Raw genomic sequence first — 17,611 nt, forward strand, 5'->3', positions numbered from 1 at the left:
GCGCGTCGAGCATCGGTGTGATATGCGCCGATCGTCATCCCTGACGAAACGCGAGGGCATTGTACAAAAATGCTTGTGTCCGCGTAATATGCCGTAATACTAATGGCGGCGGAAGATTCCTATTCGCACGCATAGAACGAAGACCAGACAATCCATCAGGCAAAGACCAGATCGTGACGGGGCGCAGTTTCACATATTGGGAAAGGGCGGGCTCCTCATGACCTATGCTGACGGCGCACCACGCGTCGAGTGGTTTTCGCAGGCCGATATCGCAACGGCTGCGGCTTATTCGAATGAATATCAGGCAATCGGGCACGACGTTTTTACCGGCACTCAAATTGAATCCGGTAAAACCGACCTGGCTCCAGTCGATTTCGCGCAATGCCACGCGCGATTGCGGCAAATCGGTTTCAGTACACTCGGTTATGGCGCTTTCGAAATGATCGGGCGGCGCATCCTGTGCGCGCATCTGCTGCGCGACCTCGCGCCCGCAACGTTCATGCAGCCGTTTGTCGAAGGGATGCTCTACGACAGCGACCCGCGGTTCGCGCAGGTTCGGCAGAGCGGCTTTCCGGTCGCGTGGCGGCTCGACGAGATCGAGGCGACCGCGCAGGGCAGCGGCGACCGCAAGTTGCTGGCGCTCGCCGGCCATCTGCGCGCGCATGCGATGAACAGCGGCGTGCTGTTCGGCCTGTCGGCGCCGCGTCTCGATTTGCGTGTCACGGTGAACGTGACGTCGGAGACGCACGGCACCGAATGGATCGACGATCGCGTGATCGGCGGTGCGCTGTCGGTCAGTCTCGCGGTGCATCGTGTCGCGTTGCCGTTCCTCGAGGCGCGCATCGCACGCATGCGCGGCTTCGCGCTCGGCGACGAGCAACAGCAGGTGCTCGACCGTCTCGTACACGGGTTGTCCGACCAGGAGATCGCGAGCGCGCTGCGCACGTCGCTGCACAAGGTCGGCCACCACATCCGCTCGCTCGAAAAACTCTTCAACGTGCAGAACCGCGCGCAGCTTGCGTATCTGGCGGCGCGCCGGATGCCGTCCTGACGCTATCAGCCCCCCCGTTTTCTCCGCGTGACCCGATGATCGTCGCCGGCCCGACGGGCCGTTGCGCCCGCGGCGCCGTCGCGATGCGCACACGATGCTTGACAGCGTTTTTTTCGAGTGATTGCGACATTCACCTATGAATTATTGCTGAATTATTTCTTCGTAAGATGGCTCGACCGTCACGCCGGACGGCGGGCCGCGAGGTTACGCCATGCGTGACGAAAATGGTCAACAGGGGCGGACAAATCAATGTGCGGAATCGACGGCTTTCTGAATAGCGTCGCCTTCGATGAGGAGACAGCGCGCGGCACGCTCGCGCGCATGACGGCAAGCCTCGCGCATCGCGGGCCGGACGGGCAGGGGATCTGGGTCGATCCGGAAGCCGGCATTGCGCTCGGCCACCGGCGGCTCGCGATCGTCGACCTGTCGGTGCACGGCCGACAGCCGATGGCATCGGCGTGCGGCCGCTACGTCATGGTCTTCAACGGCGAAATCTACAACCATCGCGAACTGCGCGCCGAACTCGAGCGCGCGGGTCGCGCACCGGCGTGGCGTGGCCATTCCGACAGCGAGGTGCTGGTCGCGGCGATCGTCGCGTGGGGCGTCGAAGGGACGTTGCGGCGCGCAACCGGCATGTTCTCGATCGCGCTGTGGAATCGCGAATCGCGGGTGCTGACGCTCGCACGCGACCGGATCGGCGAGAAGCCGCTCTATTACGGCCGGATCGGCGACGCGCTCGTGTTCGCGTCCGAGCTGAAGGCGCTGCGCGGCTATCCGGGTTTCGACGGCACGATCGATCGCGACGCGCTGTGCCTGTACCTGCGCCAGTCGAGCGTGCCCGCGCCGCACACGATCTATCGCGGCATCCGCAAGCTGCCGCCCGGCACGTATATCCAGTTCGAGCACGCGCGCGACACGCCGCGCCTGCGTGCGTACTGGACGCTCGAACAGGCGATCGAGGACGGTCGCGCGCAGCCGTTCGAGGGCAACGCGGACGAGGCCGTCAGCCAGCTCGACGTGGTGCTGCGCCAGGCCGTCGCGCGGCAGATGGAGGCCGACGTGCCGCTCGGCGCGTTCCTGTCGGGCGGCGTCGATTCGTCGACGATCGTCGCGCTGATGCAGGCGCAATCGTCGACGCCGGTCGACACGTTCACGATCGGCTTCCATGAAGCCGGCTACGACGAGGCCGGTTACGCGAAGGCCGTCGCGCGTCATCTCGGCACGCGCCATACCGAGCTCTATGTCACGGCCGACCACGCGCTCGGCGTCGTGCCGAAGCTGCCGTCGATCTACGACGAGCCGTTCTCCGATGCTTCGCAGATCCCGACCTTTCTCGTGTCGGAACTGACGCGCCGGCACGTGAAGGTGAGCCTGTCCGGCGACGGCGGCGACGAGCTGTTCGGCGGCTATACGCGCTACTTCCTGACGCCGCGGCTATGGCGCAAGCTGCATCGCGTACCCGGCGCCGTGCGCGCGCGGATCGCTGCCGCGCTGCATGCGTTGCGGCCCGATCACGCGGACCAGCTCGCGGCGGTCGCACAGGGGGCGTGGGGCGGCGTGGAGGCACGCGAATCGGCGACGCGCATCGGCGATCGCCTGCACAAGCTCGGCCACGTGATGACGGCCGAAAGCCGCATCGGGCTGTACCGGTTGCTGATGTCGTCGGTGCATCATCCCGAGCGCCTCGCGCTGTCGGGGCAGGAGCCGGCGACGCCGCTCGATACCGTATCCGCGTGGCCCGCGCACCTGAGCTTCGCCGAGCAGGCGATGGCGATCGATACGCTCACGTACCTGCCGACCGACATCCTCGCGAAAGTCGATCGCGCGGCGATGGCCGTGAGCCTCGAAACGCGCATGCCGTTCCTCGACCATCACGTCGTCGAATTCGCGTGGCGCGTGCCTGCGGCGGTGCGTTTGCCGGAAGGGCAGTCGAAGGCGCTGCTGCGTCGACTGCTCGACCGGTATGTGCCGTCCGCGCTGATCGACCGGCCGAAACAGGGCTTCTGCGCGCCCGTCGATCACTGGCTGCGTGGCTCGCTGCGCGACTGGGCCGAAGCGCTGCTGCGGCCGTCGCGGTTGCGCGACGAAGGCTTCTTCGATGCGGCCGCGGTCGAGCGGCTGTGGCGCCAGCACGTGACCGGCCGGATGAACTGGCAGCATCAGTTATGGACGGTGCTGATGTTCCAGGCGTGGCTGGAGGCGCAGCGCGCCGCGTAAGCGGGCACGCTGCGCGGCATCACGGGTCGAGGCAGCGCATGCAGTGCCGCTTCGCGTCGCTCGATTGCAGGCCCCGGCACATCGTCATCACGGGCCGGGCATGACAGGAAGGCGGATCGGCGGACGCTGCCGGCGACGCTTGCCGGCGCGCGCGATCGGGCGGCGTGGTTGCGACGGCATCCACGCGTCGCTGGCGTGCGGGCGGCGTGTCGCGCCCGGTGCCGCGTTCATCCGGATTGCCCGGCGCTATCGACGCGACGTGCAGCGCGTCGTCGTTCGCCGCGTGGGTGACGGACGGCACGGCGCACGCGAGCGCCGCCAGTGCGGACAGGCACGCGACAACGGTTCGCGGATCGCGCATCTTCAGGGTCATTCCGTTCGCTCCAGGGCCGTCGGCGCGGAGGGCGCGCGGCTGCTGGGTCGATTGTAGGGATGGCAATGGTCGTGTGTCACGCCGGAATCCGTCGTCGCGGGCATCGACGGCGGTGGCCGGGGCGGAAGCGACGAAGCGTGACGGACGAGGATGCACGAGGATGCGCGGACGCCGGCATCCAAAAGCGACCGCCGCCCGGAGGCGGCGGTCGGGTCGCGACTGGCTGGCGGGCCGGGCGGCATGCAGGCCGCGCCCGACGGGCGGGCCGCGAGGCGCTGCGGATCGGCGCAGCGCGGTGGGGGGAGCGTGGCCGGCGGGCCGGCGAATCGTCAGGCGTAGTCGGCGGCCATCACGGCCTGCGGCGCCGTGCGCAGGATCGGCGCTGCGTCGTGACGCTCGACGTGCGTCATCGCCGCACCGAACAGCACCAGACGATAGCCGACCGCGTAGATCGGGATGATCCGCAGGTTCTTGTCGTGATCGAGTTGCAGCTTCGAGCGGATACGCGAGATATGGGTGTCGAGCGTGCGCGACGACACGCCGAGTTCACGGCCCCACACGGCTTCCTGGATTGCCTGCCGCGGCACGATCTTGTTCATGTTGTCGAGCAGGAATTCGACGACGTCGAATTCACGCGGCGTGACATCAATGATCTTGTTATCGATTTCGATCGTGCGGCGCACGAAGTTGATTTTTATGTTGTCGATGTACAGGTATTTGCAATCCATGGTGGCCCTCGCATGTCCATAAAGGAGTGTTTGCGGGTCCTGTGCTGCAACTTCCGGGCCAGGGACAGGATCGCCAGGGATCGGCAGGAGGCGGCATCGCTGCAGGCGGCGCGCAGCCTTGAATTTAAAAGAATTTTTAACGGGAGACGCGAGGCGGAGAGAAAAGGGGGCGGGACAACCGTGAAGGATTGTTACGTAGCATCGGCGGGTGACGTTACGGGCGTTACGTCCGCCGTAACGTGGCGGGCGACGCGGGAACCGGAGCCGGTGGAACGTCGCCACGGCTGGGTGTGGAACCCGACATGGAACCCTACATTCAACCCGACACGAAAATGTAAAAAGCTTATAAAAATCAGTAACATAAGTGGTTATAATTGCCGGCATGGAACCCTACATTGAACCCGACAGGGAAGCATGACCACAGTCGCTACCTTCGAACCGCTGTTTCCCGAGGATCGCGTACTCGATCCGCTGCTTGAGCAGGCCGCCGAGCTCGTCGACTCATCACATCGGTTGCTTGCCGTACGCGATACCCCGCTGGCCGTCGCGCTCGTGCCGCAGTTGCGTGCCATGAATTCGTACTACACGAACAAGATCGAAGGACAGCACACGACGCCTGCCAAGATCGAGGCTGCGCTGCATCGGGATTATTCGACCGATATTGTCGAGCGCAAGAAACAGCGCTTCGCGGTCGCGCATATCGCGACGGAAGCGGCACTCGAGGAGGAGTGGCGAACGCTTCCGGTTGCCGCGCTCTTTGAGCCGACGCGAATTTCGGCCATTCACGATCGCTTCTTCTCTGGTTTGCCTGTCGATGAACGACTTACCGATGAAGGGAAAGCAATCGTTCCGGGCGAATTTCGCCGCTCGGATGTGACGGTGAGGCGTCATTTGGCACCGGAGCCTGAGATGATCGAGACGTTGCTTCAGGCCTGGGCGACACGTTATAGCCGCATTCGTGCGAAGGAATATCAACTGATCGGTATTGCCTGTTCGCATCATCGGTTGACCTGGGTGCACCCGTTCATGGACGGCAACGGCCGGGTGGCACGTCTGCATTCACATCTCGGACTGCGCGCCGCAGACCTGACTCATGGTCTTTGGTCGCCGCTTCGGGGGCTGGCGCGAGAACATGAGCAGTATTACGCCAGGCTGAGCGAGGCCGACCAGACGAGGCGCAACGATCTGGACGGCCGGGGCAATCTATCCCAAGAGGGGCTGGTCAAATTTGCCCGGTTCTTTCTCGATTGCTGTCAGGACCAGGTTGGTTTCATGGTGCATATGACGGAGTTCGAAGGGGTGACCGGGCGATTGCTGGATCTGCTGCGATACCTGGAGGCCAATCCGTGGACCATCCGTTCGGAAAAATCTGTCATCAAACCGGAAGCCGCGGCGCTGGCCATGGAGTTCGTGGCACTGCGCCGAACGGTCACGCGAGCGGAGTTTGCCCAGATGCTGGGTGTGAGCGATGTACTGGCTCGCCGAATCGTCCGTTCGCTGCTGGATTTCGGACTGCTGACTTCGCCGTCGCATCGCGGTGAGCTGTCTTTCGGATTGCCGCTGAGCGGCCTTCGTTTTCTATTTCCGAGACTCTGGCCTGAAGTCGAGCTGGACTGAGCGTTCCCTTGGGGGCGCCATTGTGCCTCGACTCCAGTCGGCGTTACCTCTTCCGCGAGGTGATCACAAACGCCGGCCGCAAGGCGTCTGCGCCTCGCCGCCGACGTTCCGGCCTACCCTCAAGCCTTCGCGCTATCCGCCGAATCGAACGGCAGCACGTAATGCCGCTTGCCCGTCGCCGCGAAGATCGCGTTCGCGACCGCCGGCCCGACCGGCGCGACGCCCGGCTCGCCGACCCCGGTCGGTGCTTCGGCCGACGGCACGATATGCACCTCGACTTTCGGCATCTCGGCCATCCGCAGCACGTGGTAGCCGTCGAAGTTGCGCTGCTCGACCTGGCCGTCCTTCAACGTGATCGCGCTGTGCATCACCGCGCCGAGCCCGAAGCCGATGCCGCCCTCCATCTGCGCGGCGACGATGTCCGGATTGATCGCGATGCCGCAATCGACCGCACACACCACGCGCTCGACCTTCACCTTGCCGTCCGCATCGACCGACACCTCGGCGACCTGCGCGACATAGCTCTTGAACGCCTCGGCGACCGCGATCCCGCGCCCGCGCCCCTTCGGCAGCGGCTTGGCCGGATCCCAGCCGGCCTTCTGCGCGGCCAGGTCCAGCACCGCGCGCATGCGCGGCTCCTTCGCGAGCAGGTCGCGGCGGAACGCGTACGGATCCTTGCCTGCCGTGTGCGCGGCTTCGTCGATGAACGCCTCGACCGCGTAGGCCGTATGCGAACTGCCGACCACGCGCCACCACAGCACGGGCACGCCGACCTTGGCGGTGGTGAGCTCGACCGACACGTTCGGCACCGCGTACGGCAGGTTCGCCGCGCCCTCGACCGAGGTGGCATCCACGCCGTTCTTCACCATGAATGCCTCGAACGGCGTGCCGGCGAGGATCGACTGGCCGACGATCCGGTGGCGCCAGCCGACCAGCTTGCCGTCCGCGGTCAGCCCCGCGTCGAGCTTGTGGAAGTACATCGGCCGATAGAAGCCGCCCTGGATGTCGTCCTCGCGCGTCCATTGCAGCTTGACGGGCTTGCCGTCCGCGCCGAGCGCCTTCGCGATCGACACGGCCTCGACCACGTAGTCCGACCACGCGTTCGCGCGCCGGCCGAAGCTGCCGCCCGCGTACAGCGTATGGATCTGCACCTGCTCGGGCGTCAGGCCTGCCGTCCGGGCCGCGTTGGCCTGGTCGACCGTCTGGAACTGGTCGCCGGCCCAGATTTCGCAGCTGTTCGCCGTCAGCTTGACGACCGCGTCGAGCGGCTCCATCGGCGCGTGCGCGAGATACGGGAATTCGTACGTCGCGCTGATCTTGCGCGCCGCGCCCGTGATCGCCGCATCGGCATCGCCGTCCTTGCGCGCCGACGTGCCCGGCTTGTCGGCGAGCTGCCGGTATTCGCGCATGATCTCGTCCGAGCTGCGCTTTTCGGCGTTCGTTTCGTCCCATTCGATCTTCAGCGCGTCGCGGCCCTGCTTCGCGGCCCAGAAACCGGTCCCGACGACCGCGACGCCACCGGGCACCTGTACGACCGAGACGACGCCCGGCACGGCCTTGGCCGCCGTCGCGTCGAACGACTTCACCGTCGCGCCGAAGCGCGGCGGGCGCTGCAGCAGCGCGACGCGCATGCCGGGGAAGGTGGTATCGAGCGTGAAATGCGCGGTGCCGTTCGATTTGGCCGACGCATCGACGCGCGGAATCCGGTGACCGATGAGCTTGAAATCGGCCGGCTGCTTCAGCGCGACCTTGTCGGGCACCGGCAGCTTCGACGCATCGGCGACGAGCGTGCCGTACGCGGCCGTCTTGCCGCTCTTCGCATGCGTGACGACGCCATTGGCCGTCGTCAGCTCGCCGGCCGGCACCTTCCAGCGGGCCGCCGCGGCCGATACCAGCATCGCGCGCGCCTTGCCGCCCGCTTCGCGCAGTTGCTGCCACGAGTTCGCCATCGCCGAGCTGCCGCCCGTGCCCTGCATCGTGCCGAACGCGAGGTTCGCGTAGCGTTTCGCGTCGGCCGGCGCGCTTTCGACGCGCACGTGCGACCAGTCGGCGTCGAGCTCCTCGGCGACGATCGTCGCGATGCCCGTATAGGCGCCCTGGCCCAGTTCGACGTGCTTTGCAATGACCGTGACGGTGCCGTCGGGCGTGATGCGCAGGAACGCGTTCGGCGCGAAGTCGGCGGCAGGTGCCGTCGCCGCAAGCGCGCGGCGGCCGAGGCCGGCCCATTCGAAGCCGATGGTCAGGCTGACGGCGGCCGCGGTGCCGGCGGCTTTCAGGAACGTGCGGCGCGACGGACGCACCGAACCGGGGTTGTCGAGTTCGATCGTCATGGTCAGGCTCCCAGCGTCGCGGCCGCGTCGTGGATCGCCGCCCGGATGCGGGCGTAGGTCGCACAGCGGCACAGGTTGCCGTTCATCGCGGCGTCGATGTCCGCGTCGGTCGGCTTCGGGTTCTGTTCGAGCAGCGCGGTGGCCGACATGATCTGGCCGGACTGGCAGTAGCCGCATTGCGGCACCTGCAGCTTGACCCAGGCGGCCTGCACGGCCTGCGCGGGCTTGCTCTGCAGGCCTTCGATCGTCGTGACGTGCTTGCCCGCGATGCCGGCGAGCGGCAGCACGCACGAGCGGACGGCCTGTCCTTCGAGATGCACGGTGCACGCGCCGCACTGCGCCATGCCGCAGCCGAATTTCGTGCCGGTCAGTCCCGCGTGTTCGCGAATGGCCCAGAGGACGGGCATCGACGGATCGGCGTCGAGCGTGACGCTCTTGCCGTTCAGGACAAACGAGGTAGGCATTTTGATTGTCTCCGTGGGGAAAACCCGGCATGCGCCCGGTTAGCGGGGAGTGTGCGCGAGCAGCCGGTTTTTGCGTCTACCCAATCCTGCAAATTTATTGAACAATCCTGCAAATCCCCGGCAGGTTCCGGGTGGTTTCGCTATGCTCCCGCGACATGCGGAAATCTACCGAGGAAGCGTCATGGACATGACCGATATCGTGGCGTCGCGCGAATCCGGGCGGCGCGAGCTGGCGATGCTGATCAGCCGTTTCGCGCCGGCGGACGGCTCCCATTCGACGGCCGTGCCGGGCCTGATGCTGCATCGGCATACGCGTCCGGTCGATCTCGGCTGCGCCGTGTCGTGTGCCGCGCTCGTGATCGCGGGCCAGGGCGCGAAGCGCGTGATCGTGGCCGGCCACGCTTACGAATACGACACGCAGAATTGCCTGATTACGTCGATCGACTTGCCGATCCTCTCGCGCGTGACGCGCGCGTCGCCGGAGGAACCATACCTGTGCCTGTCGCTGAGGCTCGATCCGCAGCGCATCGTCGAGCTCGCGGCCGAGATGCGGCTGCCCGAGCCCGACGCGGGCCCCGAAGGCGAGGGGATCGCGCTTGCCGAGCTGACGCCGCCGCTGCTCGATGCCGCGCTGCGGCTGCTGCGGCTGCTCGATACGCCGGCCGACATTCCGGTCGTCGCGCCGCTGATCGAAAAGGAATTGCTGTACCGGCTGATGACGAGCGGGCAGGGCACGCGGTTGCGGCACATGGCGATCGCGGGCAGCCAGACACACCGGATCGCGCGCGCGATCGAATGGATCCGCGATCACTACGCGGAGCCGATGCGCGTCGAGTCGCTCGCGCAGGCAGTCAACATGAGCGTGTCGTCGCTGCACCACCATTTCAAGCACGTGACGACGCTCAGCCCGCTGCAGTACCAGAAGCAGCTGCGGCTGCACGAGGCGCGCCGGCTGCTGCTGCGGCAGGGCGGCGATGTCGGGTCGGTGGCCGCGGTCGTCGGCTACGAAAGCGCGTCGCAGTTCAGCCGCGAATACAGCCGGCTGTTCGGCGCGCCGCCGATGCGCGACGTCGTGCAGTTGCGCAAGAAGGAGCTGCTCGGCTGACGGCACACGGCTGACGCGCCGTCGCTCCCGGCGCGTTTCACCGGGCGACCACCGTCGTCTGCAGGAATGCGGGGGCGATCCGCCAGTCCGGCACGTAGTGCGCCGGCCACGCGCCGGGCGTATCGACCGCGTTGAAATACACCACGGCCTTCAGCAGCGGATAGCGCCACAGCGATCGCTGGAATTCATCGAGCTCCTCGCGCTTGCGCGCATTCGACCCGTCGATGCCGAGCTCCGTCACCATCACCGGCAGCCCGTAGTCGGTCACCCGCTCGTACTTGGTCCGCAGGATGCTCGCGGCGGACGCGTGGCCGCCGGCCGGCCAGATCGCGCAGCGCGGGCAGTCGAACACGGACAGGCCGACGTCGTCCACATAGCCGCGGCCCGGGAAATAGTCGTCAAGGTTCCGGTTGCCGGCCGGCGACCACACGAAGCGGATCTGGTCGGTCATCGTGCGGCAGGTGGTCACGACCCGCCGGTACGCATCCACGTAGGCGGACGGATCGCCGATGGCCCACGGATAGCGTCCGGTGTCGGCCTCCATCTCGTGACCCCAGCGCACGAACACCGGGCCCTTCAACGCGGCGAGTGCCGAGCAGGTGGCCGCGATCTGCGCGTCGTAGCGCCCGTGCACGATATCCTTGAGCAGCGCGCCTGGCCGCGTGTTGCCGGCTGCCCAGGGCTCGACGGTCAGCATCAGCGAGCGGTTGCGCGCCTGCGCGCTCCGGTACGCAGCGTCGATTTCCGCGCGGATGTCGGGCGCGTTCCACGACACGAACACATGGTCGAAAGCGAGATCCCGGTCGCCCGCGAGCGTGTTTTCGGGATCGTATGCGCCGAGTTCGGGCTGCTTCACCGGTTCGCCCGGCACGGGCGCGACCACGGCCGGCAAACCCGAGCGCCACATCATCGCCTGCCAGCCTTTCGGCGCGCGCAGCCCGATGCCGGCCAGCACCATCGCGAGCGCGATCACGAACAGCGCGTTGCGCACGGGCAGGCGGCTGAAGAACATCTGCCTGAACGCCGACCACGCGAGCCCTTGCTCCCTGCCGTGATTCACCGTGACGACGGCGGCGATCACGAGATACAGGATGCTCGTCAGCGTCGAGAACAGATAGAAGCCGGCGGCGTTGCGCGGATTCTCGACCGTGACGACGGGCAGGCTGCAGAACAGCGAGATCAGCAGATACGGGGCGACCACGCGCAGCGGCGCGTCCTGTTCGATCGTGCCGCCCTTCGGCGTGACCTTGAACGGAAATTCCTTGCCGCGCACGCAGTCGAACACCGCCGACGCGCAGCCGAGCACGACCCACGGCCAGCGCGCGAACACGAACGACAGCCCTTCCCACGACAGCAGCTTCGTGTTCAGCGGGCGGCACGACCGGGTCGAACGCGTGACCCAGGTCACCACGCACAGGATCAGCACGGACAGCGGCAGCGCGTAGGTGAAATACGTGAGGAAGTCGACATGCGCCCACACGCGGCCGGTGAGCAGCGCGACGACCGGGATCACGACGCTGGCGGCCATCGCGAGCGCGCACAGCGGATACCACAGCTGGCAGAACAGGAACTGCGCCTTCAGCTTCAGCGGCAGCCCCATGAAATAGTGGCGCGTGTAGCGCAGCATGATGATCATCACGCTCTTGGACCACTGGAATTCCTGCGTGGCCAGATCGCCGAACGTGCGCGGCCCCTCGCCGTGCGCGATCGCGTTCAGCGCATGCATGCCGCGCCAGCCCTTCGAATTGAAGATCATCGTGGTCGAGTGATCCTCGGCGAGCTCGGGCCCGAGCCCGCCGATCTCGCGCAGCGCGCGGCAGCGCACCGCGTAGTGCGAGCCGATGCACAGCGGCGCGAGGCCGCCCGCATAGCCGGCCTGCATCGTGCCGTGCAGCGGCCCCTCGACGTTCACGCGCCCGCGTGCGCTCCAGCTCTCGGCCGCGTTGCTGTCGCAGATGCTCGGCGCCGACACGTAGCCGACTTCCGGGTCGACGAACGGCCGCAGCATCTCCTCGAGATAGGTGCGGGTCGGCACGTGGTCGGCGTCGAGCTGGGACACGAAATCGTAGTGGTCGTAGCCGACCATGTCATAGAAGTACGCGAGATTGCCTTCCTTGCACCGGGTCCGGCGCGGCCAGCTCGTCCGGTGGTACGCGGCAATGCCGCGCCGCGTCGACACGAATACGCCGTGCTCGCGGCACCAGTCGAGCGTCTCGGGCGACGGGTCTTCATCGGCGAGCCACGTATCGTGCGGGTAGGTCTGGTCGAGCATCGCGAGCAGCGTCGTGCGGACGATGTCGAACGGCTCGGACGGCGCCTTGGTGACGACCATCGCGACGCGCCAGTCGCGCGGCACCGGCAGCGCGGGATTCGGCATGACCGCCGAGCGGATGATGAAGATGAAGTAGCCCGGGATGAAGGTGGTCCAGAACAGCACGAAGCAGTTGACGCCGAAGCGGAATGCGTCGACGTAGTGCTCGTCGCGCAACCACCAGCGCCAGAAGATGCCCAGCGCGACGAACCAGCCCAGCGCGAGGAGGTGGAATACGATCCGGGTCCCGCCGTCCATCAGCGGGACGAGGAGCGGGACGTCCGCATGCAGCGATGCGGTGCGATCCGCGTCGGCGTCGGTAGTGTCGGTGTCGGCGGTATCCGGCTCAGGGCCGCCCGCAAGCGACGCAACCAGCTTCTTCATGGTGTTCTCCCGTCGAGGTCAGACCATCAGTCTTGAAGCAGGCCGCGCTGCGGCCGGGGGTCCTCGCTGGCGTGCTGGTGTTCCGGGGCCGGGTCGGCCGGCGTGCGTTCGCCGCACGAGCGGCCCACGCGTTCGTAGCGGCGAAAGCCGCTGTCGACGGCCAGCCGTTCGCTGAACAGGTTGCGCATGTCGAGCATCACGGGATCGGCCATGTGATCCGCGAGGTCGGCGAGATCGAGCGCCTCGAACGCTTTCCATTCGGTCATCACGACGACGGCGTCCGCGCTGCGCACCGCGTCGATCGCGGAGCCCTCCATGAACACCTGCGGCAGCAGCCGCGATGCTTCGTGCGGACGCGCTGGGTCGTATGCGCGGATATGCGCGCCCGCGCCCACGAGCAACTGGATCACGTCGATGCTCGGGCTTTCGCGCACGTCGTCGGTCTGGCCTTTGAACGTGAGGCCGAGCACCGCGATGCGCTTGTCCTTGATCGAGCCGCCGCAGGCTTTCTCGATGCGGCGCAGGATCTGTTCCTTGCGCAGCGTGTTCGATTCGATCGCCGCACTGACGATGCGCAGCGGCACCGCATGTTCGGACGCCGTCGCCTTCAGTGCGCGCGTGTCCTTCGGAAAGCACGAGCCGCCCCAGCCGGGGCCGGCCTTCAGGAACGACGCGCCGATGCGGTGGTCGAGGCCCATGCCGTTCGCGACCAGTTCGACATCGGCGCCGACGGCTTCGCACAGGTCCGAGATCTCGTTGATGTAACTGATCTTCACCGCGAGGAACGCATTCGCCGCGTACTTCACGAGTTCGGCCGTTTCGATCTCGGTTGCGAGCACCAGATGGCCGGCCGCTTCAAGCGGCGCATAGATGGCCTTCATGATCTCGATCGCACGCGGGTGTTCGGCGCCGAACACGATGCGGTCCGGGTGCATGAAATCGTCGATCGCCGAGCCTTCGCGCAGGAACTCCGGATTCGATGCGATGGCCGCGTCGATGCCGTGCGGCGCGCAGCGTTCGATGATCTGCTTGACGATCCGGTTGGTGCCGACCGGCACCGTCGACTTCGTCACGACGACCGCGAAACCGGTGAGGTTCGACGCGATCGCGCGCGCGGCCGCCTCGACGTACTGCAGGTCCGCCTGGTCGGTGCCCGGCAGCGTCGGCGTGCCGACCGCGATGAATACTGCGTCGCGATCGCACACGCTCGCCGCGAGGTCGCTGCTGAAGCGCAGCGTACCGCGTTCGACGTTGCGTGCGACGACGGCGTCGAGGCCCGGTTCGTAGATCGGCATGCGGCCGTCGTTCAGCGCGTCGATCTTGCCGCGATTGTTGTCGATGCAGACGACCTCATGCCCGAGATCCGCAAAGCACGCGCCGCTGACCAGCCCGACGTAGCCCGTGCCAACGATGGCGATCCGTACCTTCATGATGATTCCCCTGAGTGACGTACAAGGAAACTGGCTCACTTGCCGGATGCGAATTGCAGTTCTTTCTGAAACCATGCCGCGGCGTGTTCGACCATCGGTTCGATCGCGGTGAAACGCGGCCGCCAGCCGAGCACGCGCGCGGCCTGCGTGGCGTCGGCGTACAGCTCGGGCGGGTCGCCCGGGCGGCGCGCGGCCGTGACCGTCGGCACGCGGCGGCCCGTCACGGCTTCGACGGCGCGCAGCGCGTCGAGCACCGACGTTCCTTTGCCGGTACCGAGATTCAGTGCGACGCTGAGGCCGCCGCCGCACAGATAGGCGGTCGCTTTCAGATGCGCGTCGGCGAGGTCGCTGACGTGCACGTAGTCGCGAATCGCCGAACCGTCGGGCGTCGGGTAGTCGGTGCCCATCACCTGGAACGCATTGCCGGTACCGAGCGCCGCGTGGATCGCGAGCGGCAGCGCGTGCGTTTCCGGTTCGTGGCATTCGCCGATCTCGCCGTCGGGATCCGCCCCTGCCGCGTTGAAGTAGCGCAGCGCGACCCACTTCAGCCCGTATGCGCGCTCGAAATCGGCGGCCATCCGTTCCATCGCGTATTTCGTGAAGCCGTACGGATTGATCGGCCGTTGCGGCGTGCGCTCCGAGATCGGCAGCACGTCCGGAATGCCGTACGTCGCGCACGACGACGACATCACGATCCGGCCGATGCCGGCCGCGTGCATCGCGCTCAGCAGCATGCAGGTGCCCGTGACGTTGACCGTGTAATAGCGCTCGGGCGCGAGCACCGAATCGCCGACGTAGGCGAGTGCGGCGAAATGGATCACGACGTCGGGCCGATGCGCGGCGAACGCCTTCGACAGCGCGTCGCGGTCGAGAATGTCGGCCGTGACGAGTGGTCCCCATCGAACCGCGTCGCGATGGCCGGTCGACAGATTGTCATAGGCGACCGGTTCGTGTCCCGCTGCCGCGAGCGCCTTGCAGGTATGGCTGCCGATATAGCCTGCTCCGCCGGTCACGAGTACTTTCATGTCGTGACCCCGGTCAGGCGCAACACCGGCTCGAGCCACAGTTCGCGGCTGAAATAGTCGACGGTCCGACGCAGGCCTTCGTCGAGATCCACGGCCGGCCGCCAGCCGAGTTCGGCGGACGCGACCGAGATGTCGGGCTTGCGCTGGTGCGGATCGTCGATCGGCAGCGGCCGGAACACGATGTCCGATTTCGAGCCCGTCATCGCGAGCACTTTTTCCGCGAGCTCGATCATCGTGAATTCGCCGGGATTGCCGAGGTTGACCGGCGTGCCGATATTGCGCTCGGCGCTCATCAGGCAGAAGAAGCCGTCGATCAGGTCGCTGGCGAAGCAGAACGAGCGCGTCTGCCTGCCGTCGCCGTAGATCTCAAGCGGCGTGCCGTTGAGTGCGCTGACGATGAAGTTCGACACGACGCGGCCATCGCGCGGCGACATCCGCGGGCCGTAGGTATTGAAGATGCGCGCGACGCGCACGTCGATGCCGTGCGTGCGGTAGTAGTCGTAGCACAGCGCCTCGGCCGCGCGCTTGCCTTCGTCGTAGCACGCGCGCGGGCCGATCGTGTTCACGTTGCCGCGATAGGTTTCCGTCTGCGGATGCACGTCCGGGTCGCCGTAGATCTCGCTGGTCGACGCCTGGAACACGCGTGCGCCCGTCTTGCGCGCGAGCGCGAGGCAGTGGTTCATGCCGAGCACGTTGGTCAGCATCGTATGGACGGGATCGATCTGGTAAGTGGGCGGCGATGCCGCGCACGCGAGATTCCAGATTTCGTCCACCTGCAGTTGCGGCAGGCCGAGCGAGACGTCGCCCTTCACGAACGCGAAGCGGCCGGACGCTTTCAGGTCGGCCACGTTGAGCTTGCGTCCCGTCAGCAGGCTGTCGATGCACGTGACGGACGCGCCTTCCATGACCAGGCGTTCGCATACGTAGCTGCCGAGAAAGCCGGCGCCGCCCGTCACCAGGACGCGCTGACCGGCGCGCGTCTCGAGCGCGACCCTGTCATTCATGGCTTTCCCCCTCGTCGTTCAGCTCCGGGAACCCCACGTCGATCAGTTCGACGGCGGCGCGCACGCGTTCCATCCCGCTGCATGGGGAGCGTGTCGGCAAGCGCCGGTTCGCACGTGCTGAGGTCGACGAAGCGCCGCGACAGGCGCTCCGGTTTCGCTGACTACCCCGTTGATGCTTGAACGACGCACGCGTCGATCGATCGGTGGTGATCTTCATCGCCTGTTCCCCGACATGCTGACTGACGAGCGGGCCGCCGCCTTGATCTTGTGCCCTGGCGTGCCGCTCGGTGAGAGTCGGACATCAGGCAATCGGCATGCCATGAACGATGCCGTCACGATGCGCACGGGCGCGATGGCGCGATGGCCGCGCGATTCGCGCGCTTCTGTTTCATGTGTGTATCGTGGGGACAGGAAAGCGGGCGGACCCGTTGCCGGATCGGTGCGATTCGATACGACGAAACGCGCGATAAATCAGGCTTTTGCGGCAGTGGCTTCATCAAAATGGTGTTGATCGGAAATGTTTCATCAATGAGAAATGCTTCGATAAAAGATTGAATACGTTTCCCGAGTGCGCTGCTTATCGGGTGATTCGGTGCGTGAAAGGTGTAGCGAATGAAAATGAAAAAGTGATGTGCCGGATCCGGAGGGGCACGAGTTTTCATTTGTTTTAATTATTACGCCGGCATGCGAGTTTTCTTTTTCATGGCCCATTTCGACGCTTGGGCGGCGTCTGATCCTGTCGGTATTTTCACGGATGAATCAAATTCGTCCGGGTCGTCGGAGGAAACGCGCGCAGACGGCTTGCCGGACGTTGCGGTGTCGGGCTCCCGAGGCCAGGTGTCGGGCGAATCGATTCTCGTTTGTGATGGCCCGGGAGGGGGGCGCATACGCCGCGATCCACGGTTTGCAAGCGGAAATGCCTGCGCTGCCCGCCCCGCGCGGATGTGCGCTTCTCAAGTTTGAAACACGCGTTCATCCGGCCGTCCCGCGCAGGCCTGCGGGCCGGATTCGTCCGTCAAATCCGGCCATTGCATCGCGGCGCTCAACGATCGCCGAGGGCGTCAAACTGTTATTGCGATACATTCCTGAAACAAAAAATGTCGTTCCAGGCGCTGCATGCCGCCGTGGCGGTCGTTTGCCGAGCCCAATATGCGGTGGAATATCACGTGGCACGCTGCTTGCGGTATTGGACGCACCGGCGGGCGGTCGACACGAAGTAACGAAGAGGTGGGGCGGCCAACTCGTCAATAAGCAGTCGGGGAAACGGCGATGAAGACCATAAGCAGTAGCTCGATCAGCGCATACTTTGCGCATCAGTGGGGTAGTCGGAAAGGCCGGGGTGACGCTCGCGACGCTGTGCCAGCTTCGCGGGTTGCGCTGTCCCGGTTTCTTGCCCTCCGCGCGCTTCGCGTGCTGGCGCGGTTGTCGCGCCGCACGACAGTCGGGCGACAGCGGTACTCGCTTTCATTCAGTTCACCCGGATGGATCATGCTGCTCGTGCCGGACAGCGTGATGCCGATTCGTCCTCGGCCGTGCAAGGTCGCTTCGATCGCGCCTGGCCCATGCCGGCGC

At 66.1% G+C, this 17,611-nt stretch carries 13 protein-coding genes and 1 pseudogene; 4 read left to right on the forward strand and 10 right to left on the reverse strand.

Going from position 1 to position 17,611, the window contains the following annotated elements:
• Positions 1-217 precede the first annotated feature (217 nt).
• Together ACPTTC_RS22410 and asnB are read left to right on the forward strand one after the other, a co-directional pair.
• Positions 218-1,051 (forward strand): helix-turn-helix transcriptional regulator, encoded by an 834-nt coding sequence (locus ACPTTC_RS22410; protein ID WP_423393955.1) that lies wholly within the window; start codon positions 218-220, stop codon positions 1,049-1,051.
• A gap of 249 nt (positions 1,052-1,300) precedes the next feature.
• Entirely contained in the window at positions 1,301-3,268 is a 1,968-nt protein-coding gene (gene asnB, locus ACPTTC_RS22415) for an asparagine synthase (glutamine-hydrolyzing) (protein WP_423393956.1), read from the forward strand.
• A gap of 19 nt (positions 3,269-3,287) precedes the next feature.
• Here asnB and ACPTTC_RS22420 read toward each other — a convergent pair.
• A pseudogene (locus ACPTTC_RS22420) lies at positions 3,288-3,479 on the reverse strand (lytic transglycosylase); the annotation flags it as partial.
• Positions 3,480-3,970: 491 nt separating this feature from the next.
• The gene (locus ACPTTC_RS22425) at positions 3,971-4,369 is read right to left on the reverse strand and encodes a winged helix-turn-helix domain-containing protein (protein ID WP_175968815.1); all 399 of its coding nucleotides are present in this window, start codon (positions 4,367-4,369) and stop codon (positions 3,971-3,973) included.
• 414 nt (positions 4,370-4,783) lie between these two features.
• Between ACPTTC_RS22425 and ACPTTC_RS22430 the strand changes: the two genes are divergently transcribed.
• Positions 4,784-5,986: a Fic family protein gene (locus tag ACPTTC_RS22430; protein ID WP_423393957.1), complete on the forward strand. Its 1,203-nt coding sequence runs from the start codon at positions 4,784-4,786 to the stop codon at positions 5,984-5,986.
• A gap of 119 nt (positions 5,987-6,105) precedes the next feature.
• Here ACPTTC_RS22430 and ACPTTC_RS22435 read toward each other — a convergent pair whose 3' ends face one another.
• Together ACPTTC_RS22435 and ACPTTC_RS22440 are read right to left on the reverse strand one after the other, a co-directional pair.
• Complete coding sequence (locus ACPTTC_RS22435; RefSeq protein ID WP_423393958.1) at positions 6,106-8,316, reverse strand: molybdopterin cofactor-binding domain-containing protein; 2,211 nt, start codon at positions 8,314-8,316, stop codon at positions 6,106-6,108.
• Positions 8,317-8,318: 2 nt separating this feature from the next.
• Positions 8,319-8,780, reverse strand: a complete 462-nt coding sequence (locus tag ACPTTC_RS22440; RefSeq protein WP_175953316.1) for a (2Fe-2S)-binding protein — start codon at positions 8,778-8,780, stop codon at positions 8,319-8,321.
• A gap of 181 nt (positions 8,781-8,961) precedes the next feature.
• On the opposite strand from ACPTTC_RS22440, the gene ACPTTC_RS22445 reads away from it, so the two are divergent.
• Complete coding sequence (locus ACPTTC_RS22445) at positions 8,962-9,885, forward strand: AraC family transcriptional regulator (protein WP_226195819.1); 924 nt, start codon at positions 8,962-8,964, stop codon at positions 9,883-9,885.
• A gap of 37 nt (positions 9,886-9,922) precedes the next feature.
• Here ACPTTC_RS22445 and ACPTTC_RS22450 read toward each other — a convergent pair whose 3' ends face one another.
• The 6 genes from ACPTTC_RS22450 to ACPTTC_RS22475 form a co-directional block, all read right to left on the reverse strand.
• A complete protein-coding gene (locus ACPTTC_RS22450; RefSeq protein ID WP_423393959.1) occupies positions 9,923-12,580 on the reverse strand; it encodes a glycosyltransferase family 2 protein in 2,658 nt (885 codons plus the stop codon).
• 26 nt (positions 12,581-12,606) lie between these two features.
• Entirely contained in the window at positions 12,607-14,010 is a 1,404-nt protein-coding gene (locus tag ACPTTC_RS22455) for a UDP-glucose dehydrogenase family protein (protein WP_423393960.1), read from the reverse strand.
• Between the two features lie 35 nt (positions 14,011-14,045).
• A complete protein-coding gene (gene galE / locus ACPTTC_RS22460; RefSeq protein ID WP_423393961.1) occupies positions 14,046-15,035 on the reverse strand; it encodes a UDP-glucose 4-epimerase GalE in 990 nt (329 codons plus the stop codon).
• Positions 15,032-16,039: a UDP-glucuronic acid decarboxylase family protein gene (locus ACPTTC_RS22465; protein WP_423393962.1), complete on the reverse strand. Its 1,008-nt coding sequence runs from the start codon at positions 16,037-16,039 to the stop codon at positions 15,032-15,034. The genes galE and ACPTTC_RS22465 overlap by 4 nt, the downstream gene beginning before the upstream one ends.
• Entirely contained in the window at positions 16,032-16,256 is a 225-nt protein-coding gene (locus tag ACPTTC_RS22470) for a hypothetical protein (protein WP_423393963.1), read from the reverse strand. The genes ACPTTC_RS22465 and ACPTTC_RS22470 overlap by 8 nt, the downstream gene beginning before the upstream one ends.
• A gap of 115 nt (positions 16,257-16,371) precedes the next feature.
• Positions 16,372-16,701, reverse strand: coding sequence for a hypothetical protein (locus ACPTTC_RS22475; protein ID WP_423393964.1), 330 nt, complete (start codon positions 16,699-16,701; stop codon positions 16,372-16,374).
• Positions 16,702-17,611 lie beyond the last annotated feature (910 nt).

The organism is Burkholderia mycopellens, assembly GCF_964265025.1.
In the GTDB taxonomy this organism is placed as follows: Bacteria; Pseudomonadota; Gammaproteobacteria; order Burkholderiales; family Burkholderiaceae; genus Burkholderia.